The sequence below is a fragment of the Streptomyces sp. R35 genome, assembly GCF_041053035.1.
GTDB classification, from domain to species: Bacteria; Actinomycetota; Actinomycetes; order Streptomycetales; family Streptomycetaceae; genus Streptomyces; species Streptomyces lutosisoli.
In genome coordinates, this window is record NZ_CP163440.1 from 6,050,707 (window position 1) to 6,070,460 (window position 19,754).

General features: G+C 70.7%; 16 protein-coding genes, 1 tRNA gene and 1 pseudogene. 11 read left to right on the top strand and 7 right to left on the bottom strand.

Annotated elements, in window-relative coordinates:
* Nucleotides 1-72: 72 nt before the first annotated feature.
* The 4 genes from tmk (at nucleotide 73) to AB5J50_RS27665 (ending at nucleotide 6,825) form a co-directional block, all read left to right on the top strand.
* Nucleotides 73-3,384, top strand: a complete 3,312-nt coding sequence (tmk, locus tag AB5J50_RS27650; protein WP_369260954.1) for a dTMP kinase — start codon at nucleotides 73-75, stop codon at nucleotides 3,382-3,384.
* A gap of 301 nt (nucleotides 3,385-3,685) precedes the next feature.
* The gene (locus tag AB5J50_RS27655) at nucleotides 3,686-4,891 is read left to right on the top strand and encodes a DNA polymerase III subunit delta' (protein ID WP_369260955.1); all 1,206 of its coding nucleotides are present in this window, start codon (nucleotides 3,686-3,688) and stop codon (nucleotides 4,889-4,891) included.
* A gap of 166 nt (nucleotides 4,892-5,057) precedes the next feature.
* The gene (locus tag AB5J50_RS27660) at nucleotides 5,058-6,644 is read left to right on the top strand and encodes an alpha/beta hydrolase (RefSeq protein ID WP_369260956.1); all 1,587 of its coding nucleotides are present in this window, start codon (nucleotides 5,058-5,060) and stop codon (nucleotides 6,642-6,644) included.
* A gap of 107 nt (nucleotides 6,645-6,751) precedes the next feature.
* Nucleotides 6,752-6,825 (top strand) — tRNA-Thr (locus AB5J50_RS27665).
* 47 nt (nucleotides 6,826-6,872) lie between these two features.
* Here the strand turns inward: AB5J50_RS27665 and AB5J50_RS27670 are convergent.
* Together AB5J50_RS27670 and AB5J50_RS27675 are read right to left on the bottom strand one after the other, a co-directional pair.
* A pseudogene (locus tag AB5J50_RS27670) lies at nucleotides 6,873-7,593 on the bottom strand (tyrosine-type recombinase/integrase); the annotation flags it as partial.
* A 99-nt stretch (nucleotides 7,594-7,692) separates the two neighbouring features.
* Nucleotides 7,693-8,814: a PP2C family protein-serine/threonine phosphatase gene (locus tag AB5J50_RS27675; protein ID WP_369260957.1), complete on the bottom strand. Its 1,122-nt coding sequence runs from the start codon at nucleotides 8,812-8,814 to the stop codon at nucleotides 7,693-7,695.
* A gap of 940 nt (nucleotides 8,815-9,754) precedes the next feature.
* On the opposite strand from AB5J50_RS27675, the gene AB5J50_RS27680 reads away from it, so the two are divergent.
* The 4 genes from AB5J50_RS27680 (at nucleotide 9,755) to AB5J50_RS27695 (ending at nucleotide 13,897) form a co-directional block, all read left to right on the top strand.
* Nucleotides 9,755-10,408 (top strand): restriction endonuclease, encoded by a 654-nt coding sequence (locus AB5J50_RS27680; RefSeq protein ID WP_369260958.1) that lies wholly within the window; start codon nucleotides 9,755-9,757, stop codon nucleotides 10,406-10,408.
* A 610-nt stretch (nucleotides 10,409-11,018) separates the two neighbouring features.
* Nucleotides 11,019-12,008, top strand: coding sequence for an SPFH domain-containing protein (locus AB5J50_RS27685; protein ID WP_369260959.1), 990 nt, complete (start codon nucleotides 11,019-11,021; stop codon nucleotides 12,006-12,008).
* Between the two features lie 323 nt (nucleotides 12,009-12,331).
* A complete protein-coding gene (locus AB5J50_RS27690; RefSeq protein WP_369260960.1) occupies nucleotides 12,332-13,102 on the top strand; it encodes a GAF and ANTAR domain-containing protein in 771 nt (256 codons plus the stop codon).
* Nucleotides 13,103-13,180: 78 nt separating this feature from the next.
* On the top strand, nucleotides 13,181-13,897 hold the full coding sequence (locus AB5J50_RS27695; RefSeq protein WP_369260961.1) for a GAF and ANTAR domain-containing protein: 717 nt from the start codon (nucleotides 13,181-13,183) through the stop codon (nucleotides 13,895-13,897).
* Between the two features lie 28 nt (nucleotides 13,898-13,925).
* On the opposite strand, the gene AB5J50_RS27700 is transcribed toward AB5J50_RS27695, so the two are convergent.
* Together AB5J50_RS27700 and AB5J50_RS27705 are read right to left on the bottom strand one after the other, a co-directional pair.
* Nucleotides 13,926-14,339, bottom strand: a complete 414-nt coding sequence (locus AB5J50_RS27700; RefSeq protein ID WP_369260962.1) for a DUF1003 domain-containing protein — start codon at nucleotides 14,337-14,339, stop codon at nucleotides 13,926-13,928.
* 42 nt (nucleotides 14,340-14,381) lie between these two features.
* A complete protein-coding gene (locus AB5J50_RS27705) occupies nucleotides 14,382-15,203 on the bottom strand; it encodes a SigB/SigF/SigG family RNA polymerase sigma factor (RefSeq protein ID WP_369260963.1) in 822 nt (273 codons plus the stop codon).
* Between the two features lie 382 nt (nucleotides 15,204-15,585).
* Here AB5J50_RS27705 and AB5J50_RS27710 point away from each other — a divergent pair, with 382 nt between their 5' ends.
* Nucleotides 15,586-16,236 carry a hypothetical protein gene (locus tag AB5J50_RS27710; RefSeq protein WP_369260964.1) on the top strand — a complete coding sequence of 217 codons (651 nt, stop codon included), beginning with the start codon at nucleotides 15,586-15,588 and terminating at the stop codon, nucleotides 16,234-16,236.
* Nucleotides 16,237-16,319: 83 nt separating this feature from the next.
* Nucleotides 16,320-17,738: a PP2C family protein-serine/threonine phosphatase gene (locus AB5J50_RS27715; protein ID WP_369260965.1), complete on the top strand. Its 1,419-nt coding sequence runs from the start codon at nucleotides 16,320-16,322 to the stop codon at nucleotides 17,736-17,738.
* A gap of 148 nt (nucleotides 17,739-17,886) precedes the next feature.
* Here AB5J50_RS27715 and AB5J50_RS27720 read toward each other — a convergent pair whose 3' ends face one another.
* The 3 genes from AB5J50_RS27720 to AB5J50_RS27730 all read right to left on the bottom strand — a co-directional run bounded on the left by AB5J50_RS27720 (nucleotide 17,887) and on the right by AB5J50_RS27730 (nucleotide 19,001).
* Nucleotides 17,887-18,246 carry an ANTAR domain-containing protein gene (locus tag AB5J50_RS27720; protein ID WP_369260966.1) on the bottom strand — a complete coding sequence of 120 codons (360 nt, stop codon included), beginning with the start codon at nucleotides 18,244-18,246 and terminating at the stop codon, nucleotides 17,887-17,889.
* A gap of 68 nt (nucleotides 18,247-18,314) precedes the next feature.
* A complete protein-coding gene (locus AB5J50_RS27725) occupies nucleotides 18,315-18,671 on the bottom strand; it encodes a PRC-barrel domain-containing protein (RefSeq protein WP_369260967.1) in 357 nt (118 codons plus the stop codon).
* 57 nt (nucleotides 18,672-18,728) lie between these two features.
* Nucleotides 18,729-19,001 (bottom strand): hypothetical protein, encoded by a 273-nt coding sequence (locus AB5J50_RS27730; protein WP_369260968.1) that lies wholly within the window; start codon nucleotides 18,999-19,001, stop codon nucleotides 18,729-18,731.
* 382 nt (nucleotides 19,002-19,383) lie between these two features.
* Between AB5J50_RS27730 and AB5J50_RS27735 the strand changes: the two genes are divergently transcribed.
* On the top strand, nucleotides 19,384-19,557 hold the full coding sequence (locus AB5J50_RS27735) for a CsbD family protein (protein ID WP_369260969.1): 174 nt from the start codon (nucleotides 19,384-19,386) through the stop codon (nucleotides 19,555-19,557).
* Nucleotides 19,558-19,754 lie beyond the last annotated feature (197 nt).

Genomic DNA, 19,754 nt, shown 5'->3' on the forward strand with positions numbered 1-19,754 from the left:
CTTTTGGTGTGGGGGCGTCCGTATGTTCGGCCACCCCTTCGGGGAGTCAGTGGGTCCGGATAGGCTTGCAGGATGACGCGAGCCGAGCAGCCAACGGCCCACACCCCGGCCCCCGACGACGCCCTGGTCGCAGATTCCCGCGAGCGTGCCGTCCGCGCTCTGCTGCGCCAGCCGCAATTGAAGCGGCTGTGGAGCGCACAGCTCGTGGGGGGTGTCGCCGACGCGCTGGCCCTGCTCGTGCTGGTCGTCCTCGCCCTCCAGGCGGCAATCTTCGAGGGTTCCTTCGGCGGTGGCTACCGAGGAGTGGCCTTCGCCGTGGCCACCGTCTTCGGGGCACGCGTCTTCGCGACGCTGCTCTTCGGAGCCGTACTCCTCGGGCCGCTCACGTCGCTGACGTCCCAGGAAGGGCCGCTCGACCGGCGCTGGACCATGGTCGGGGCCGACGGCCTGCGGGCCGCGCTCCTCATCGTCGCGCCCCTGTGGATCGACTGGACGCCGGACAACGCGCTCGCCGTCCTCCTGGTCACCGCCTTCGTCGCCGGCGTCGCCGAGCGGTTCTGGACGGTGTGCCGGGAGAGCGCGGCGCCCGCGCTGCTGCCCGCACCGCCCCTGGAGGGCGCCACGGTGCGCCCGCTTCCGGACCACATGGACGCGCTGCGGCGGCTGTCGCTGCGTACGGCGTTCATGGCGGTGCCGCTCGCCGCAGCCACGCTCGTCGTGGTGTCGCTCGTCAACAATCTGCTGGGCGCCGGGATCGACTGGTTCGACCAGCACCAGGCGGCGCTCGCCTCGTACGTCGCGGCCGGACTGTTCGCCGCCTCGCTGTCGGTGCTCACGTTCCTCGAACTGCCCGACGCACGCACCCCGCGCGCGCGGTCGCCCCTTGAAGGACTGCGCCGCCCCAAGACGGGCACCGGCGTCGACAAGGGCCGTACCGGCGCGATTCCGCTGCTGGTCCTCGCCTGCGCGGCGGTCGCCGGGGCGATCTCCGCCGCCGTCGCCGTCTCCGTGCTGCACGCCAAGGACCTGGGCGGCGGACCGGTGACGTACGGGCTGCTGGTGCTGGCCCTCACCGGGGGCGTCGTCATCGGCATCCGTACGGCCCCCTCGGTGCTGCCGTCGCTGTCGCGGCGCAGGCTGCTCTCGCTGGCCATCGCCTTCACCGGGGTCGCGCTGCTGGCCGCCGGGCTGGTCCCGGACGTCACCACCGTGCTGCTGATCGTCACCCTCGCGGGCATCGGCGCGGGCGTCGCCGCGAACACCGGGCACGCGCTGCTCGACCAGGAGACCGAGGAATACCGGCGGGCGCGTACGACCGAACACCTGCACGCGGTCGTACGGGTCTCCGTGGCGCTCGGCGCGCTGGTGGCGCCGGTGGTGGCCGCCGCGATCGGTCCGCACCGACTGGAGAACGGCAAGTTCGTGTTCGCGCACGGAGGCGCCGCCTTCACGCTGATGCTGGTCGGCGCGCTGCTTCTGCCGGTCGCCGCGCTGGTGCTCGCCAAGGCCGACGACCGCTCCGGCGTACCGCTGCGGCACGACCTGCTGGACGCGCTGCGCGGCGGCGACGACCCCGTGCAGACGTCCGCCTCCAGCGGCTTCTTCATCGCCCTGGAGGGCGGCGACGGGGCCGGCAAGTCCACCCAGGCGACGGCGCTCGCCGAGTGGATCCGCGGCAAGGGCCACGAGGTCGTGGTGACCCGGGAGCCGGGCGCCACGCCGGTCGGCAAGCGGCTGCGGTCGATCCTGCTGGACGTGTCCTCGGCAGGCCTCTCGCACCGCGCGGAGGCGCTGCTGTACGCCGCCGACCGCGCGGAGCACGTCGACACGGTGGTGCGGCCCGCGCTGGAGCGGGGTGCGGTCGTCATCTCCGACCGGTACATCGACTCCTCGGTGGCCTACCAGGGCGCGGGCCGTGATCTGTCCCCGACGGAAATCGCCCGCATTAACCGGTGGGCGACGGACGGCCTCGTACCGCATCTGACGGTCCTGCTGGACGTGTCGCCCGAGGCCGCCCGTGAGCGGTTCACGGAGGCGCCCGACCGGCTGGAGTCGGAGCCCGTCGAGTTCCACACGCGCGTGCGGTCCGGTTTCCTGACGCTGGCCGCCGCCGACCCGGGCCGGTACCTGGTCGTCGACGCCGCGCAGGAGCCCGAGGCGGTCACCACGGTCATCCGGCACCGGCTCGACGTGATGCTGCCCCTCTCCGAGGCCGAGGTGAAGGCCCAGGAGGAGGCGCGCAAGGCGGCCGAGGAGGAGGCCCGGCGCAAGGCCGAGGAAGAGGCCGCCCGCAAGGCCGAGGAGGAGCGGCTGGAGCGCGAGCGCCAGGAGCAGCTCGCGAAGCTCCGTGCCGAGGAGGAGGAGCGCAAGCAGCGCGAGCTGGAGGAGGCCCAGCGACGCGAGGCCGAGCGCCAGGCGGAGGAGGCCCGGCAGCGCGCCGAGGAGGCCCGCCGCCGTGCCGAGGAGGAGCGGGTCAGGCGTCTCGCCGAGGAGAAGGCGCGGGCCGCCGAGGAGGAGCGCCGGCGCAAGCAGGCCGAGGAAGAGGCGCGGCTGCGTGCCGAGGCCGAGGTGCGCCGCCTGGAGAAGCAGCGGAAGGCCGAGGAAGCGTTGCTGCGGGCCGAGGAGGCTCGACGGGCGGCTGCGGAGGCCGCGGCGGCGTCGGCGGCTGCGGTGGCTTCCGCGGAGGCCGCGGTGTCGACTGCGTCGGCGACGACGGCAAGTACGGCTGGGACTGGGACTGGGGCCCCGACAGCGGGGGCTTCCGTGCCCGACAACGAGACGACGGTGCCTACGCCGGTTGTGACGCCGTCGAACGCGTCGGGTGGGCGGGCCGTGGACGAGACGGCGGTGTTGCCGCCGGTGCGGACGGATGAGGGCCTTACCGGTTCTCGGCCCGGCTCCCGTTCCGGTTCGCGTTCAGAGTCCCGGACCGACGTGGAGGAGACGGCGAAGCTGCCGAAGCCGCCGATGCCGGGAGGTGCGGCGGACGAGACGGCTGTGCTGCCGCCGGTCGTTTCTGGGGCTGCGGACGAGACGGCTGTGCTGCGGCCGGTGACTCCGGGGGCGGCCGATGAGACGGCGGTGCTTCCTCCGGTACGGGATGGGGGCGCGGGTGCTCCCACGGCGGGCGCTCCCGCCGGGGATCCGGCGGACCGGGTTCCGCCGGGCTTCTTCCGGGACGAGCGGCCGGCGCCGCAGCAGGACGGTCCCAGCGACCGTACGCGCGAGCTGCCCCAGGTCGACGACACCGGCGCCCCGCGGCGTCGGCCCCGCTCCGACTGGGCCGAGGAGACTCCGCTGGACGACCTCCCGACCCTGGCGGACGAACTGCTGGGCCCGCGCGAGGACGACGACTGGGACGAGGGGCGGGGTCGCCGCCGCTGAATTCTGGCGGCGATGTCGCTGATCCTGGTGGCTGATCCTGGTGGCTGTGGCTGTGGCTGTGGCTGTGGTTTGCGGTTGCTGGGGTCCGACGGCCGGAGCTGTTGGAACGGTGGCGGAAGGCGCTGGCACGGCGGCCGGAGGCGTTGGCGCGGTGGCGCGCGGCGCCGTCGGAATGCCGGTGGTCCCCTGTGGGCTGGAATGCCCGTGAGCGGCCCCCGCTCACCCCGGCCGGGGCCGATTGTCAGTGGCGGCCCGCACAATGGACGCGGCAAGGCAAAGTGCGACGAAAGGGCGGTGCCCCATGCCCGTGTGGGACGACCTGGTGGGCCAGGAGAAGGTGAGCGAGCAGCTCGCCGCCGCTGCCCGGGACGCCGACGCCCTCGTCACGGCGGTCGCGGCGGACACCCCGCTCCCCGAGGCGTCCAAGATGACGCACGCATGGCTGTTCACGGGCCCTCCCGGCTCGGGCCGTTCCACCGCGGCGCGGGCGTTCGCGGCAGCGCTCCAGTGCGTGAGTCCCGACCGGGCGCTGGGCGGAGTCCCCGGCTGCGGCTTCTGTGACGGCTGTCATACGAGCCTGGTGGGCACCCACGCCGATGTGCAGATCGTCCGCACCGACCTGCTCAGCATCGGCGTGAAGGAGACCCGTGACCTGGTCCGCCGCGCCCAGTTGTCCCCGGCGACCGGCCGCTGGCAGGTCATCGTCCTGGAAGACGCCGACCGCCTCACAGAGGGCGCGGGCAACGTCCTGCTGAAGGCCGTCGAGGAACCGGCCCCCCGCACGGTCTGGCTCCTGTGCGCCCCGTCCATCGAGGACGTTCTGCCCACGATCCGCTCCCGCTGCCGCCTCCTCACCCTCCGCACCCCGCCCGTGGACGCGGTCGCCGACATCCTCGTACGCCGTGACGGCATCGAGCCCGGCGTCGCGGCGGCCGCCGCCCGCGCGACGCAGGGCCACATCGGCCGGGCCCGCCGCCTCGCCACCGACCCGCGTGCTCGTGAGCGCCGGGCCGCCGTCCTCAAGCTCCCGCTGCGGGTCGACGACATCGGCGGCTGCCTCAAGGCGGCCCAGGAGCTGATCGACACGGCCTCCGAGGACGCCAAGCAGCTCGCCGAGGAAGTCGACGTGAAGGAGACCGAGGACCTGAAGGCGGCCCTCGGCGCGGCCCAGGGCGGCCGGATGCCGCGCGGCACCGCGGGCGTCATGAAGGAGCTGGAGGACCGCCAGAAGCGCCGAAGAACGCGTACGCAGCGCGACAGCCTGGACCTGGCCCTGATCGACCTCACCGGGTTCTACCGCGACGTCCTCGCCCTCCAGCTCGGTTCCCGTCTGGCCATCGCCAACATGGAGGCCGAGGACATCCTGGAGCGACTGGCCCGCGGCAGCTCGCCGGAGGCGACCCTGCGCCGCATCGACGCGATCGCCGCGTGCCGCGAGGCCCTCGACCGCAATGTGGCGCCGCTGCTCGCGGTCGAGGCGATGACGATGGCGCTGCGGGCGGGCTGACCGGCGCCCGGCGCGCGTAACGTCATTGGTGACGTCGTGCGTGACGTCGACGTCGTACGTGACGGGGTGCGCGACGGAGGGCGCGAGGAGTTGACCGAGTCACTCGTACGAGGGCGCGTAGGCGACTGAAGGTGATCAAGTGATCGCGCAAGGTTACGCTCGCGAGATGCACATCAGGCGTCCCCTCCGGCCGACCCGGCCCCTCCGTACGAGTGGCGTGCTGCTGGCCACCGCCGCGCTGCTCATCTCGGCCTGCTCCGCCGGGAGTTCGTCGACAACGACGACGTCGACGGCGGACGCCGCGCTGGCCGCGCTGCCGCGTTCCACGCCGTCGACACTGTCGCCGTACTACGGGCAGAAGCTGAACTGGCGCTCCTGCGGGGTCCCCGGCTTCGAGTGCGCCACGATGAAGGCGCCGCTCGACTACGCGAAGCCGGGCTCCGGCGACGTCAGGCTGGCCGTCGCCCGCAAGAAGGCGACGGGGCCGGGCAAGCGCCTGGGCTCGCTGCTGGTCAACCCGGGCGGACCGGGCGGATCGGCGGTCGGCTATCTGCAGGCGTACGCCGGCATCGGCTACCCGGCGGAGGTCCGCGCCCGCTACGACATGGTCGCCGTCGACCCCCGCGGGGTGGCCCGCAGCGAGCCGGTCGAGTGCCTCACCGGCCGCCAGATGGACATGTACACGCAGACGGACACGACGCCGGACGACACGAAGGAGACGGGGCAACTGGTCGACTCGTACAAGAAGTTCGCCGAGGGCTGCGGCCGGCGCTCGCCCGAGCTGCTGAGGCATGTCTCCACGGTGGAGGCGGCCCGTGACATGGACATCCTGCGCGCGGTGCTGGGCGACCAGAAACTGACGTATGTCGGGGCGTCGTACGGGACGTTCCTGGGGGCGACGTACGCCGGTCTCTTCCCGGAGAGGGTGGGCCGCCTGGTCCTGGACGGAGCGATGGACCCGTCACTGTCCGCCCGCAAGCTGAACGAGGATCAGACGGCGGGCTTCGAGACGGCCTTCCAGTCCTTCGCGAAGGACTGCGTGCACCACAGCGACTGCCCGCTGGGCGGCGCGGGCACGAGCACGGAGCAGGTGGGCAAGAACCTGAAGGCGTTCTTCCAGCAGCTGGACCGGGCGCCCATCCCGACCGGCGACGCGGACGGCCGCAGGCTCGGCGAGGCGCTCGCGACGACGGGGGTGATCGCGGCGATGTACGACGAGGCATCCTGGCCACAGCTGCGGGAGGCGCTCACCTCGGCGATGAAGGAGAAGGACGGTGCGGGTCTGCTCGCCCTGTCCGACAGTTACTACGAGCGTGACGCCGACGGCAGGTACGCGAACCTGATGTACGCCAACGCGGCCGTGAACTGCCTCGACCTCCCGGCCGCCTTCTCCTCCCCCGACCAGGTGGAGAAAGCCCTCCCCGCCTTCGAGAAGGCGTCCCCCGTCTTCGGCGAGGGCCTCGCCTGGGCCTCCCTGAACTGCGCGTACTGGCCCGTGCGGCCCACCGGCGAAGCCAACCGCATCGAGGCGAAGGGCGCGGCCCCGATCCTCGTGGTCGGCACCACCCGCGACCCGGCGACCCCGTACCCCTGGGCCCAGTCCCTCGCCTCCCAGCTCTCCTCCGCCCGCCTCCTCACCTACGTCGGCGACGGCCACACCGCCTACGGCCGCGGCAGTGATTGCATCGACTCCACGATCGACCGCTACCTCCTCCAGGGCACCCCTCCGGCCAAGGGAAAGCGCTGCTCATAGCCCTGCCGCGCACCTCGGGAGGCGGTGGCCCGGGGGGTGTACGGAGCACCCTCGGAAACTGTGTAGACTTACCGACGTTGCTGATCGCACCATAGTGCGGACAGCGCGCCGCCTTAGCTCAGATGGCCAGAGCAACGCACTCGTAATGCGTAGGTCTCGGGTTCGAATCCCGAAGGCGGCTCTGTGGAAGCCCCAGAACTCACTCGCCGTGATCTGGGGCTTTTGCTTTTATCGGACGCGGCGCCGTGCACGTGCCGCCTTGCTGTCCGTGGTCTCAATTGTGGTCTCAATTGCGGGTTCAGGCTGCGGCATGAAGGCGTCCCCCATGCGGCGCATAGCGTCCTTCGAGAGGTGAGACCTTCCCTTCACGTACCGACGCGTCTGACTGATCTGGGTGTGCCGGAGGATCTCCATGATGGTCGGCATGTCCACGCCCAGCTCGTTCAGGATCGTGCCTGCGGTGTGCCGACTGCCGTCGTAGAGACGGCGGTCGTTGATGCCCGCGTCGGCAAGGAGCTCCTTGAACTCTTCCCAGTCGGCTCGGGGGTCCAGCGGTCGGCCGTCCGGCCGTGTGAACACTGCCTTGTGCTCTTGCCGTTCGTCGCCTGCGGCGGCTCGCATCTCGTCCTGCTGCGTCTTGTGCTCGCTGAAGCTGCCACTGCGGGTGGAACAACTCGCCTTCGAGGTCGACATAAGGCCACCGGAAGCCGAGTGCTTCCCTCTGCCGGAACCCCATTCCGACGCCGACGATCCAGCGCATGAACGTGGGGCGCTTGGCCGCGGCTTTGAGGAAGGCTTTGGCCTCGTCGATCGTGAACGGGTTTGCCTCGGTCTCGTTGACCGATGGCGGGTCCACCAGCGTGGCCACGTTCTCCACGATCATCCGGCGGCGGTGGGCAATCTTCAGGGCTCGCGACAGGATGCGGTGGACCTTGAGCACGTGAGACGGCGGGCTCGGGTCGCCTCGGAGTCTCACACGCATGCCATCACCGCCGGGGCTGACAGGTCTTGGCCGGGTCGAGGATGAGCGGAGTCCGGCGGCCAGGGATCAGACTGCCAGGCGGCGGATCGCGACGACGGCCGCGTCGTCGTTGAGGTGTCCGTGGACGTGGGCCAGCAGGTCGTCCTGGAGGTGTCGCAGCAGTTCGTCGGGGTCGTCCTTGGTCCACTCCGGTGCCCGTTCGGTGAAGGGGTAGAAGAGTCCGTCGGCGTTGCGTGCTTCGATGACGCCGTCTGTGTAGAGGAGCAGCAGGTCGCCGGGCTCGAACGGGAACGTCTGGACGTCGTAGGCGGCGACGCCGAAGACCCCACCGAATCCGATCGGGAGGTGGCTCGCCTCGGCCATGAGTGGGGTGACGTGATTCCCGCGGAGGAGGAGTGCGGGTGGGTGGCCGCAGCTGATGAGGTGGACGACCGGATCGTGGTCGGGAATGTCGAGCAGCATGGCGGTGGCGAAGTCCTCGTTGGTGTCCTCCTCTGCCTGTGGCCGCCACTGGCTGGTGTCCCAGCGGAACGCGGCGTCCAGGTGGACGGCGAGGCGGGGGAGGGTGGCCTGCCGATGGGCGGCTGCGCGGAAGGCACCGAGCAGCAGGGCGGCGTTGTTGATCGCGGCCAGGCCATTGCCCCGCACATCGCCGATGAGGAGCCGGGTGCTGTGGTGGACGGTCCGTGCGGCCGCGTACAGGTCTCCGCCCAGCTCAGCCTCTTCCTCGGCGGGGAGGTACAGACCGGCGATCCACAGCGGGCCGACGCGTCTGGGCAGCGGCTGCAAGAGCACCCTCTGCGCTGCCTCGGCCACCGACCGCACCCGGTGCAACTGCCGCTCGCGCCGGTCCCGCACCACGCAGACGGTGACACAGACGATGGAGACGACGATCAGGGCAGCGACCTGGGCCTGAATGTTGGCCGTGGGCAGGACCCCTCTCAGCGCGCCGATCAGCACCTGGGCCGCCACCGCGAGAGCTCCCATCAGCGCCGTCACGCGGGCGCCGGCGAACGCCACCGTGATCGCGGGTGCCGCCACCAGCAGCGGACCGAGGTGGATGTGCGCCGGAGCCAGCACATCGACCACACAGATCGTGACGATCAGCCCCAGTGGGATCACGACCAGCGCGGGTGCGTGACCCGGCCGCCAGGAACGCCGCAAGTCCAGCCGTGGTCGAAGGGCCATGCCCCAAGCCTTCCACTTACCTCCGCATACGGGGACATGCGCCGCTCCGGGGTCCGGGGGCTGTGGCTGTGCGAGACGGAAGTCGTTCATCGGACGCCTTGGAGCAGCAGGTCGCCGACAGCGATCTCGGCTGGTCGCTCCACGAGACCCCGGGCGCGGGCCGTGCGGCTGTCCGTGGTCTCAGTCGCGGGCTCCGGCTACCGTCGCGTCTGGCTGATCTGGGTGTGCCGAAGGATCTCCATGATGTCCTTTGGTGTCTTCGGGTTCGTGCGGGACTGTGCCGCTGATTCTCGTCACGCGCTTCTCGGCCGACTTCGGGCATCTCCTTGAGGGCGAGGCTAGATCGCCATGTGAGCCTCGCCCGGATGCGCGCCCCTGGCGAGGGTCCAGCAGATGGAAACGTGTGCGTCGTGGGAGCATGCGGCGGGCGGGGTGCGGTTGAGGTGACATGCCGCTGTTCGGGCGCGCGTTCTTGGTCTGCGGGATGAGTGGCGGAAGTTCTGTCCATGGGCTCTTGTCCACGTCGTACCGCTGGAGTCGACTGGTGTTCGGCGCGGCCGGTCGTCCAACCTTCTGACCTGGATGTTTGTCGAAGATTTGTTCTGCCCGCCGGACGACGTAGGAGGCGGACGTCCGTGGAGGTCGTGTGGACCGATCGGAGGAGACGTGGCCGGAAAGGGCTCTCGCTCGCATCGGGCACGAACACCTGACCTAATGTCAAAGGTGCCTGCGCCGATACCTGTTGTGCGGTCGGAGTGGCCGCGGGCGGGAGCGCCGAGGGGGATACGGTGCCTTGGACCGATCCGTACGTGAGGAACGACGGTACACAACTCCGGGGGCCCGGTCGCCGGGCTCCAGGAGCGTGGCACGAGCCGAGGCAGTGGTGAGCCGCCGGCCGCCGGTGCGGCGGACTCGTAAGTATCCGAAGCGTGTCCCGACCTTGACGAAGCCCAGCGGGCCCCGGCCGTTGGTGCTCGCCATAGCGGCTGCCGCGAGCGCCGGGCTCTGCGTCGCCGCGGGGCAGTGGCTGCTGCTGGACAACTGGTGGCTGCTCGCCGTGCTCGCCGCCGTCGTGGGCGGGGCCGGCGGTCTCTGGCTCACGCAGTGGGCGGTGAGCGCGCGCTGGGACCGGGTGCACGTGCGGCGGCTGCGGTACAAGCTCCCCCAGCTCGACGGGCTCCACCACGAGGACTTCGAGTTCGCGGTACGGGACCTGATGCGCCGTGACGGCTGTGCGGATGCCGTACAGGTGGGCGGGGCCGGAGACAACGGCGCGGATGTGACAGCGACCGATCCGCTCGGCAGACGCTGGGTGATTCAGTGCAAGCACCGGCAGGACGGCGCCTCGGGATCGCCGGTGGGTACCCCGGATCTGCATGTGCTCAACGGCACCGGCCGACAACTGCATGGCGGGGACGTGGTGGTTCTGGTGACGAACGGACGCTTCACCTCGGGGTGTGCGCCGCTGGCGAAGTCCCAGAAGCTGCATCTGGTCGACCGCGGAATGCTGGGGGAGTGGGCGGCGGGCTCACGGCCGCTCTGGGAGCTGCTTCAGCGGCTGCCCCCGCCGGGTAAGCGGCCGGCGTTGTCCTGAGGACCCGTTGTCGTACCGATCACGGGCCGGCGACCGCCTCGGCGTACCCCTCCGGCAGCTCACACAGTCCGCACCGTCAGTCGGAGGAGTACGCTCGGGACACCGAGGGTATTTCGCGCACCGGCCTCCATGCTGGTGTCGTTTTCGGCGATTGATGACGCCGGGCCGGTTGCGACCGGTCCGGAGCAGGGCTCGCATCATGACTGCGACCGTTTCGTACGCGCCGACACCTGAGAATCATCCCTCCGCTCCGTCTCTCCGTATGTCGCCGGCTCCCACTGGTGATCTGGGGCCGGAACTCCCCTCGTTGAGAGCCGTGCTCGATCCGCTGCTGATGGCCGCCGTGAGCGACCCACAGCGCACGTCGACCGCGAGCCGGCTGATGGAGGCGGCGGCACGCCGCGGTGACGTACGGCCCAGCCCTCCCGACTAGCCAGCGGTACCAGCGGCATCCGCACCGCTCAGTCCGCACCGCTGGCGATGCGCGCAACCCGCAGCCCAGGACCCCGGCCGCCGCACCACGGACAACAGGCCGGGGCCCTCCCGTGCCGTGTGTTTCCCGGACCGCTCGGGTTTCGGGGACACCATCGACGTAAGGAATGTGAGAACCATGGGTGTTCTGATCACTGTGCTGGTGGTGTGCGCCGCGGCCGGACTGGTCCTGCTCGCCATGAGCCTGCGCAACGTCCAGCAGTATGAGAAGGGCGTGGTGTTCCGCTTCGGGAGGCTGCTGCCGGACATCCGCGGGCCCGGCCTGCGCGTCATCCGGCCGATCGGGGACCGGATGCAGAAGGTGTCCGTCCAGACCGAGGTCCTCGGCATACCGCCGCAGGGATCCATCACCGCCGACAACGTGACGCTCACCGTCGACGCGGTCGTCTACTTCAAGGTCATCGACCCGGTCAAGGCCCTGGTGAACGTCCGCAACTACCCCAGCGCCGTCTCCCAGATCGCCCAGACCTCGCTGCGCGCGGTCATCGGCAGGGCTGACCTGGACACGCTTCTCTCCGACCGCGACCACATCAACGCGGAGCTCAAGAAGGTGATGGACGCCCCCACCGAGGAACCCTGGGGACTGCGCATAGAACGCGTGGAGATCAAGGACATCGCCCTTCCGGAGTCGATGATGCGCTCCATGTCCAAGCAGGCCGAGGCCGAGCGTGAGCGCCGTGCCCGGGTCATCGCCGCCGACGGTGAGTTCCAGGCGTCCCAGCGGCTGAGTGACGCCGCGGCGACCATGGCCGATACTCCGGGCGCCCTCCAACTGCGGCTGCTGCAGACCGTGGTGGACGTCTCCGCGGAGAAGAACAGCACCCTGGTCATGCCGTTCCCGGTGGAGATGCTCCGCTTCTTCGAGCACCAGAGCCGGGAAACCGATGGCGAGTCCGCGCGCCGGAGCAGCCCGCGCCCCGCGCTCCCCGAACTCCCCGAACTGACCATCCCTGCGCCGCCCACCGCGCCCGCCTTCTCTCTGAGCGGAGAACGGGTCGGCTCCGGCGGAGAGCGGATCGGCAGTCGTACGGCGGTGGCGCGGGAACGGCGGGACAACTGGCCGGCACGGGCGGATTCCGACTTCGGCGCGTCACATGACGGCGGCTGATCCCCGCCCGGTCCCGGGCGGTCGGTTCGGATGTGCCGCCGCCTGGCGCACGGTCTGGGAGGGGAGCCGGCGGATCTGTACGTGGTGGAGTCACGCGATATGCCACCCCGGGGGGCATACCTCCTCCGTTCCGGCCGCCGGCACCTTCCGAACCGTCCAGCTTCCGGCATTCGTCGGCCGGGGTTCGCCATGGTGATGTCGGAGACGGACGCCGCTGCCAACCTGACGGGCGGCGCCTTCGGATACCCGGTGCGCGGCGCCCGCCCGTCGCGAGAACGGCTGTTGACCGACCACCGTGTGCCCCTCGGCGCCACGATGACGCGGTGGCCCGGGTGAGGTCCAACGGCCGGTCGGCCCGTGTCCGGGTGCTGGCCGCCGAGCAGGCGGTCCGGCGCGGTGGCCGGGTCGGCGTGCTGGACGTGTGCACCGCGGCCGTGGCCGCGCTCCCGGTCGGCGGGGCCGGGCTGTCCGCGATGTCCAAGGCCGCGGCGAGCCATCCGCTGTGCAGCACCGACGACATCAGCGGGCAGTTGGAGGAGCTGCAGCTCACCCTGGGCGAGGGGCCCTGCGTGGACGCCTTCCTGCACGGCTCGGCCGTCCTGACACCCGATCTGCTGACCGGTGAACTGCAGGACCACTGGGCCGTGTTCGCCGATGCGGCCCTGGAAGCCGGGGCACGCGCCGTCTTCGCGCTCCCCCTGCAGATAGGGGCGATCAGCCTGGGGGTCCTGGATCTCTACGCCAACGTGCCGACCGTGCTGGACGCCGGGGAACTGGCCGACGCGCTGGCGTTCGCCGATCTCGCGACGCTGCTCCTGCTCGATACAGAGGTCGACGAAACGGGCCCGCCGGCCGGCGGACCGCTGCCGGAGGGCGGCTTCGAGGACCTGGGCGCCTACCGGGCGGAGATCGACCAGGCCACCGGCATCCTCACCGTCCAACTCGGTGTCGGCATCGAAGAAGCCTTCGTCCGGCTCCGCGCCCACGCCTACACGCAGGGACGCCGGCTCGCCGACGTGGCCGCCGACGTGGTGGCCCACCGGCTCCGCTTCTCCCCGGACACCGAACCCACACGGACCGACGAGGAAACCTGACGCACCGGCGCCGACCGACGAACTGGCTGCACTTCCCTCCCCCTCCCGGCGGGAATAGTCTCAATCGAGGGTGACACGATGAATCAGCAGCTCCTGGCCAAGACCTTCGTCGAGCTGGCGGACAACCTGGTCGCCGACTTCGACCTGATCGACTTCCTGCGCCTGCTTACCGACCGCTGTGTAGGGATGCTCGGCGCCGACGCGGCCGGAGTACTGCTCGCGGACCGGGACGGCGAACTCCGTGTGATGGCCGCCTCCGACGAACGGGTGCGGCTGCTGGAACTCTTCCAGCTCCAAAGTGATGAAGGCCCCTGCCTGGAGTGCTGCCGCACCGGCACACCCGTGACCGTCGCCGACCTGACCCGGGAGATCGGCCGCTGGCCGCGCTTCGCCACGGCGGCCCACCGCAGCGGGTTCGGGGCGGTCCAGGCGCTGCCCATGCGCCTGCGGGACGAGGTCGTCGGCGCCCTGAACCTCTTCCGCGCCGCCCCCGGCCCCTTCGACCCGGCGGGCACACTCATCGCCCAGGCCCTGGCCGACGTCGCCACCATCAGCCTCCTGCAACAACGCTCCACCCACCGCAGCACGATCCTCAACGAGCAACTGCAGACCGCGTTGAACAGCCGCGTGCTGATCGAACAGGCCAAAGGCAAACTCGCCGAACGCCGAGGCATCGACATGGAACAGGCCTTCACCGCCCTGCGCGCCCATGCACGCTCCCACAACCGGCGCCTGTCCGATGTGGCCCGCGCCTTCATCGACGACTCCGAACCCCTCCCCGGACTGGGCGCCTGACCACCGGCCGCACCCCCTCAACCGTGGTCTACGGCCGCGGGTGTTCCGTGCTGTCCGCGAGCAGACGACGGTGGAGTTCCGTGGTCATGACATGGATCGCACGGGTCAGCTCGGTGTTGGTCTTGAGTTCCAACTCCTGCTCGACGAAGTCGTGATCGGCCTTGATCTGCTGGAAGGCGGCCTGACGATTCTGGCCGATCATGACGAACGTCGACAGGAAGATCGCCTCCAGTGACACCACCAGCGTCAGTGTGGGCCAGGGGGCGGCCTCGAAGAACAGCATCCACAACGCGAAGGAGACCGCGTGGATGTAGACGAACGGCATCGAACCGGCGAACTTGGTGATGGCGTCGGCGATACGCAGTTGGACGTCCGCGGCACGGCTCTGGTGGTGCGCAACCACCGCGGGATGGTGCATGGCCTGGTTGTCCTGCTTGCTCATCGCAGCGTGCCTCTCGCAGATCGGAGTGCCCCCGGGGCGTCATCATGACGCCTTCCTCAGATCACGGGTGTCGGACATCACCTGGTCGCGCAGGCGGGCACAGGTGCGGGTGATCAGACGGGAGACGTGCATCTGAGAGACACCGAACTGCAGGCCGATGCGGGCCTGCGTCATCCCGCAGAAGAACCTCAGGTACAGGATCTGGCGCTCGCGTTCGGGCAGTGCCCGCAGCAGAGGCCGGAGCGCCTCACGGTTGATGATCCGGTCGAAGCCGGGCTCCACGCCACCGAGGGTGTCGGTCAGGGGGTAGCTGTCCGCGGAGCTGCCGGGCATGGCGTCCAAGGACCGGGCGGTGAAGCTCTCCAGCGCCCCTTGGCCCAGCCGTACCTCGGCCTCGGTCAGCCCGGCGTGTGCGGCGATCTCGTGGACCGCGGGTATCGCTCCGCCCAGCGAAGCACTCAGCTCATGGTCGGCGGAGCGCACCCGGCCACGCAGCTCCTGTACGCGCCGCGGCACATGCACGACCCAGAGTTCGTCACGGAAGTGCCGCTTCACCTCGCCGAGGATCGTCGGTATGGCAAAGGCCGGGAAGGCCGTGCCGAAACCCGGGTCGAAGCGGGACACCGCCTTGACCAGGCCCAGTTGGGCGACCTGCTTGAGGTCCTCGAAGGTCTCACCGCGATGGCGGAACCGCCGGGCCAGCCGTACGGCCATCGGCATCCAGGCGCACACCACCTCCTGGCGCAGCGCGGACTTCTCCGGGCCGTCCGGCAGAGCGGCGATACGGCGGAACGCGGCATCGGTGTCCGGCGCGTCGTCGTAAGGGCGTGCGTTTCGTGGATTCTGCGTGCGTTCGGCAGGCATGGGCACGTGTCTCCCTGATCGGTGGCGTCACTCACCGTGGGAGCCGGCAGACCGCAGCACACAGGGGAGCGGCGAACACCGCTCCCACGGGCGTGCCTCCGGTCCGAAGCACACCGGACGGCTTCCCGGACAGCCCGCTTTCAAACAGGTATCCGCGACACAACCGCGGCCGCCCACGGAGGGCGTACGGGTAAAGCGACGCGAGCGGCGACCCCCGTCCGGCTGCCTTCGCCCCAGTGGCCCCGTGCCCCCAACGGGCCCCGGCGCGGCGCCGATCCGGGGCTATGCTGCTGTACAGACGTCCCGGACCCAGGCGCCGCACCGGCCATCGGCCCCGATGGCACTCCCGTACATCTCACGGTCTCCTGAACCGAGGCGCCCCATGCGCACCCCGCGGCAACCGCACGAACCCGAAGACCCGGAGCGTCCCGTCCTGGACACGGTGCGCCTGCGCCGACTGAACCGCTGGCAGGCCGAGGGCCTGCGGGAGGACCTGGCGGATCTGTACGTGGAGTCGTCCGCCGCCTCGCCCGGTGAGGAGTTCCACGACCGGCAGAAGTTCCTGCAGCGCCTGGCGGGCGACGTACAGCTGCCGGGATTCGACATGCTGGTCGCCGAGGCGGAGGCTCTGACCGGCTGTGTCTCAGGGTTCCCCGTGCCGCGCGACGGCTCCTGGTGGCAGGGATTCGACGGACCGCTGCCGCAGAACCTGGAGCAACTCACCGCGTCCGGGCATGTCTTCGCGATCCTCGAAACCGTCGTCCATCCGCACCAGCACGCCCGTGGGCTCGCCCGCCGGCTCCAGGAGCGTCTGCTCGCCGACCACCAGTCCTCGCTCGGCGTCACGTTGGTGGATCAGTCCGCCCGTTCGGCCGGTGCCGCCTTCAAGGGCTGGGGCTGGCAGGAGGCGGGGCAGATCCACCGCCTGCCCGGTCCAACAGCCCTACGCGTACTGGTTCTTCCTCTGGGCGAGCGCACGGAGGACCATCCGGACGGCCTTGCCCACAACGACCGGACCCAACGTCCCGAATAGCCGCCCACAACGACCGGACCCAACGGCCCGAACAGCCGCCCGCACCGGCCGGACACGGCGCGTGCGGAGGCGTGGAGGAGCGGGTGGAGCTGTCTCCCGAGCAGGAGGCGCTGCGGATCGCGGCGGTGCGTCGTTACGACATCCTGGACACTCCGCCCGACGGGGCATTCGACCGGATCGCCGCACTGGCCGCCCGCCTGTTCGACGCGCCGGCCGCGACGGTGACGATCGTGGACGCCGACCGGGTCTGGTTCAAGGCCGCGTACGGTCTGGCGGGGGTCACGCAGATCGGCCGGGACCCGGGGCTGTGCACCTCGGCGATCCTCACCGGCAGTCCTCTGGTCGTCACCGACACCCTCGACGACCCGGTCGCCCGCGACCACTCCCTGGTGACCGGTCCGGCTCGGGTGCGCTTCTACGCCGCCGCCCCGATCACCACCGGCGACGGTCACCGCCTGGGCACCGTGGACGTCCTGGACACCAAGCCGCGCCGGATCACACCGGACCAGGCCACCGCCCTGACCGATCTGGCCGCGCTCGTGATGGACGAACTCGAACTGCGGCTGTCCGCCCTGCGCATGCTCCGTGTGGAACGGGAACTGGTGGAGGTCGAGCACGCGGCACGGGAGCGCGCCGAGCGGGACCGGTCGGAGATCGCCGCGTACGCCTCCACCCTGCAGCGCACCCTGCTGCCCCCGGCACTGCCGGAAGTGCCCGGCCTGGAGGCCGCCTGCCACTACACCACCGCTTCGGTCCACGACGTCGGCGGCGACTTCTACGACGTCTTCCCGCTCGGCGCCGGGCGGTGGGCGTTCTTTCTCGGCGACGTCAGCGGCCGGGGCGCACCCGCCGCCGCTCTCACCTCGCTGATCCGCTACACCTTGCGCTCCACCGCCCTGCTGGAGCGCGACCCGTGTGCCGTACTGCGGGCGCTGAACTCCGCTCTGCTGTCGGCATCGTCCGACGGCAGCGGCTTCTGCACCCTGGTCTTCGGCACCCTCGCCCCCGAGCCCGCGGGCGGTTTCGCCCTCACCCTGGCCGGAGGCGGCCATCTCCCGGCCCACCATCTGCGACCCGCCCGCCGCGACGGGCCCGACCGGGCGGCCGCCCGGACCGAGCCGGTGAGCCTCGCCGGAGGAATGCTCGTCGGCGCCCTGCACCACGCGGACTTCGTCTCCCGGACCGTTCAACTCCTGCCCGGCGAGGCGCTCTTCCTCTACAGCAACGGACTCACCGAGGCCCGTACCTCCCAAGGCGCCCGGTTCGGCGAGAGCGGACTGGCCGCCCATCTCACCCACCATGCCGCCACCGGCCGGGCCCTCGGGGCCGCCGCGATCATCGGCGACCTCACCTCGCTGCTGGACACCTTTCCCGCAGGACCCGCCGACGACGTCGCGCTCCTCGCACTCAGCGCGACCTCGGCGACACCCGCCACGGCACCCTCCGGCGCCTCGGGCACCGCGCACACCAGCCTGCCCTTCCCACCCCCCGACAGCACGTGACCTGGCCGAACGGGCGAAGAGGCGAGGGCGGGTGTTTAGGTTCCACGAGGCGGGCTACACAGCAAAGGCGTCCGACGGCCGTCCTGGACGAAGGCACCGGAGGGTTGAGCTCACAGCTCCCGGTGCCGTCCGAGGGGCGCGCGCTCCGTCATCCCCGGTCCGCAGCGTGAAGGCGCCGCAGTGCCCGGCGCAGTTCCCGCTGTATCGGTTCCGGGAGCGTCTCGTCCTTCGTCGTGGCGACCAGGGCCGCAGCCACGTCCCGGAGCTTGATATTGCAGTGCTGCGACACACCCACCAGCAGATCCCACGCCCCCTCGCTGGAACACGGCGCCAGGACCATCACCATGCCACGCGCCTGGTCGATCACCGCGCGGCTCGTCAGCGCCCGCTCCAACTGCTTGTTCACGGCGCGCAGTTCGACGACCTCGGCCAGCAGAGCGGTATGGCCGGCCGAGGGCACAGCCGTCAACAGCGGCCGCTCTTCACGGGTTGTGGTCAGTCGGTGCATGGTGCGTACCTCATGACGCGGTCCTCATGCCGTAGTCCTCACGATGCTGCCGTTGTGTCCATGAGCGGTCAGCGGCGGGCCAGTTGCCTCTCACCGGCTGTACCGGGCTTGTAGGGCAGGCCGTAGTGCCTGAAGATCGCTTCTTCCCGGTCGGCGGGCAGCACGTCGTCGGTGCCGATCGAAGGGGCCTGTTTCACCAGCGCTTTGGCGTAGCGGACCTTGAGACAGTCCGGCCCGGCGATCACGTCGTCCAGGGGGACGAAGACCAGCCGGTGCCGCGTGGGCAGCCCGGTCCGAACGGTGGCCATGGCCGGCTCATCGGTGGTGGTGTCCACATAGACCGCCTCCAGCACACCGATCTTGTGCGACTCGGCATCGACGACGTCGCGTTCGCGCCACTCCCTGAGATCGGCAGCGTGAATCATGACCTTCCCCTTCCGGACGCCATCCGGCGCGTGTGAGCCACACCCCCGGTCTTCGCCTCACCTGCCGTGTTCGCGGTCCCGCCGGTCCTCGCGCCGCCAGCGTGCCCGGTGCTGGCGGTTGTAGCGACGGTCCCAGCGTTCCTGACGGTCCCGGCGCTCCTGGTAGTCCCGGTACTGCCCCAGATCGGAGCTGCGGCCCCGGCCCCCGCCACCACCGCGGCCGTACCGCGTGGTGCCGAAGACCAGCACGGCCGCGACCACCCACCAGATGGGGTTGAGGAAGCCGACACCGAACAGGACCAAGACGAGGATGAGAAGCAGGGCGAACACCGCGGGCCTCCCCGGGAGCTGGACACAGCATCGATACCGGGGACTGGGGCCTCACTCAACAGCGTAGCCCTACCCAGAGGTTGCGGATACCGGGCGACAGCGGCTCGTATGCGTTGACACAAGCGGTTGCCGGGCGTTGACTGGCCGCAGGCGTGGGGCCGTACCGCTCCGGGAATCTCCGGGCGAGGCCTCCACCTTCCGCTTCGCCCGGACCCCGCGGAACGCAGGCACTGTCCCTGCGACCGTGTGGAGGCCCGGCCGTGCTCTGGATTCTTCTCCTTCTGCTGATCAGCCGCAGGCAGTTCACACCGGCCCCGATCCCGCCCGCGGGAACGGCGACCACGCGCGGGAGCCCGCTCAGCAGACAAGTAGGAGGCCGGCCATGAGCGTCGGACAGACGATCAAGCACAAGACGCAGGCACTCAAGGGCCTGGTCACCGAACGCGTAGGCCGGACCACCCGCAACAGGCGATTGCAGCGGCAAGGCAGGACCGACCGGGTCTCCGGAAACCTGAAGCAGGCCGGCGACAAGGTCAAGGGTGCCTTCAGGCACTGACCACAACACGCCCCGGGTGGTGCTCACGTCGTGTGGTTGCCACCCGGCCGGCCGCCTGACCCGCACGACACGCCCCGGCCGGAGGGGGAGCCCGGTTGCGTCGTGCTACGGGGAACCCCAGGTCAGGATTGGCTGACCTGGGGTTCTCGGTGTTCTTGGTGGCTGGTTCCCGTGGGCGTGCGGACGGCATGGTCCTG

What these genes read in the sequence shown, in the direction of transcription:
- tmk (WP_369260954.1), top strand. Translation starts at nt 73, where the DNA reads ATGACGCGAGCCGAGCAGCCAACGGCCCACACCCCGGCCCCCGACGAC.
- AB5J50_RS27655 (WP_369260955.1), top strand. Translation starts at nt 3,686, where the DNA reads ATGCCCGTGTGGGACGACCTGGTGGGCCAGGAGAAGGTGAGCGAGCAG.
- AB5J50_RS27660 (WP_369260956.1), top strand. Translation starts at nt 5,058, where the DNA reads ATGCACATCAGGCGTCCCCTCCGGCCGACCCGGCCCCTCCGTACGAGT.
- AB5J50_RS27675 (WP_369260957.1), bottom strand. Translation starts at nt 8,814, where the DNA reads ATGGCCCTTCGACCACGGCTGGACTTGCGGCGTTCCTGGCGGCCGGGT.
- AB5J50_RS27685 (WP_369260959.1), top strand. Translation starts at nt 11,019, where the DNA reads ATGGGTGTTCTGATCACTGTGCTGGTGGTGTGCGCCGCGGCCGGACTG.
- AB5J50_RS27695 (WP_369260961.1), top strand. Translation starts at nt 13,181, where the DNA reads ATGAATCAGCAGCTCCTGGCCAAGACCTTCGTCGAGCTGGCGGACAAC.
- AB5J50_RS27700 (WP_369260962.1), bottom strand. Translation starts at nt 14,339, where the DNA reads ATGAGCAAGCAGGACAACCAGGCCATGCACCATCCCGCGGTGGTTGCG.
- AB5J50_RS27705 (WP_369260963.1), bottom strand. Translation starts at nt 15,203, where the DNA reads ATGCCTGCCGAACGCACGCAGAATCCACGAAACGCACGCCCTTACGAC.
- AB5J50_RS27710 (WP_369260964.1), top strand. Translation starts at nt 15,586, where the DNA reads ATGCGCACCCCGCGGCAACCGCACGAACCCGAAGACCCGGAGCGTCCC.
- AB5J50_RS27720 (WP_369260966.1), bottom strand. Translation starts at nt 18,246, where the DNA reads ATGCACCGACTGACCACAACCCGTGAAGAGCGGCCGCTGTTGACGGCT.
- AB5J50_RS27725 (WP_369260967.1), bottom strand. Translation starts at nt 18,671, where the DNA reads ATGATTCACGCTGCCGATCTCAGGGAGTGGCGCGAACGCGACGTCGTC.
- AB5J50_RS27735 (WP_369260969.1), top strand. Translation starts at nt 19,384, where the DNA reads ATGAGCGTCGGACAGACGATCAAGCACAAGACGCAGGCACTCAAGGGC.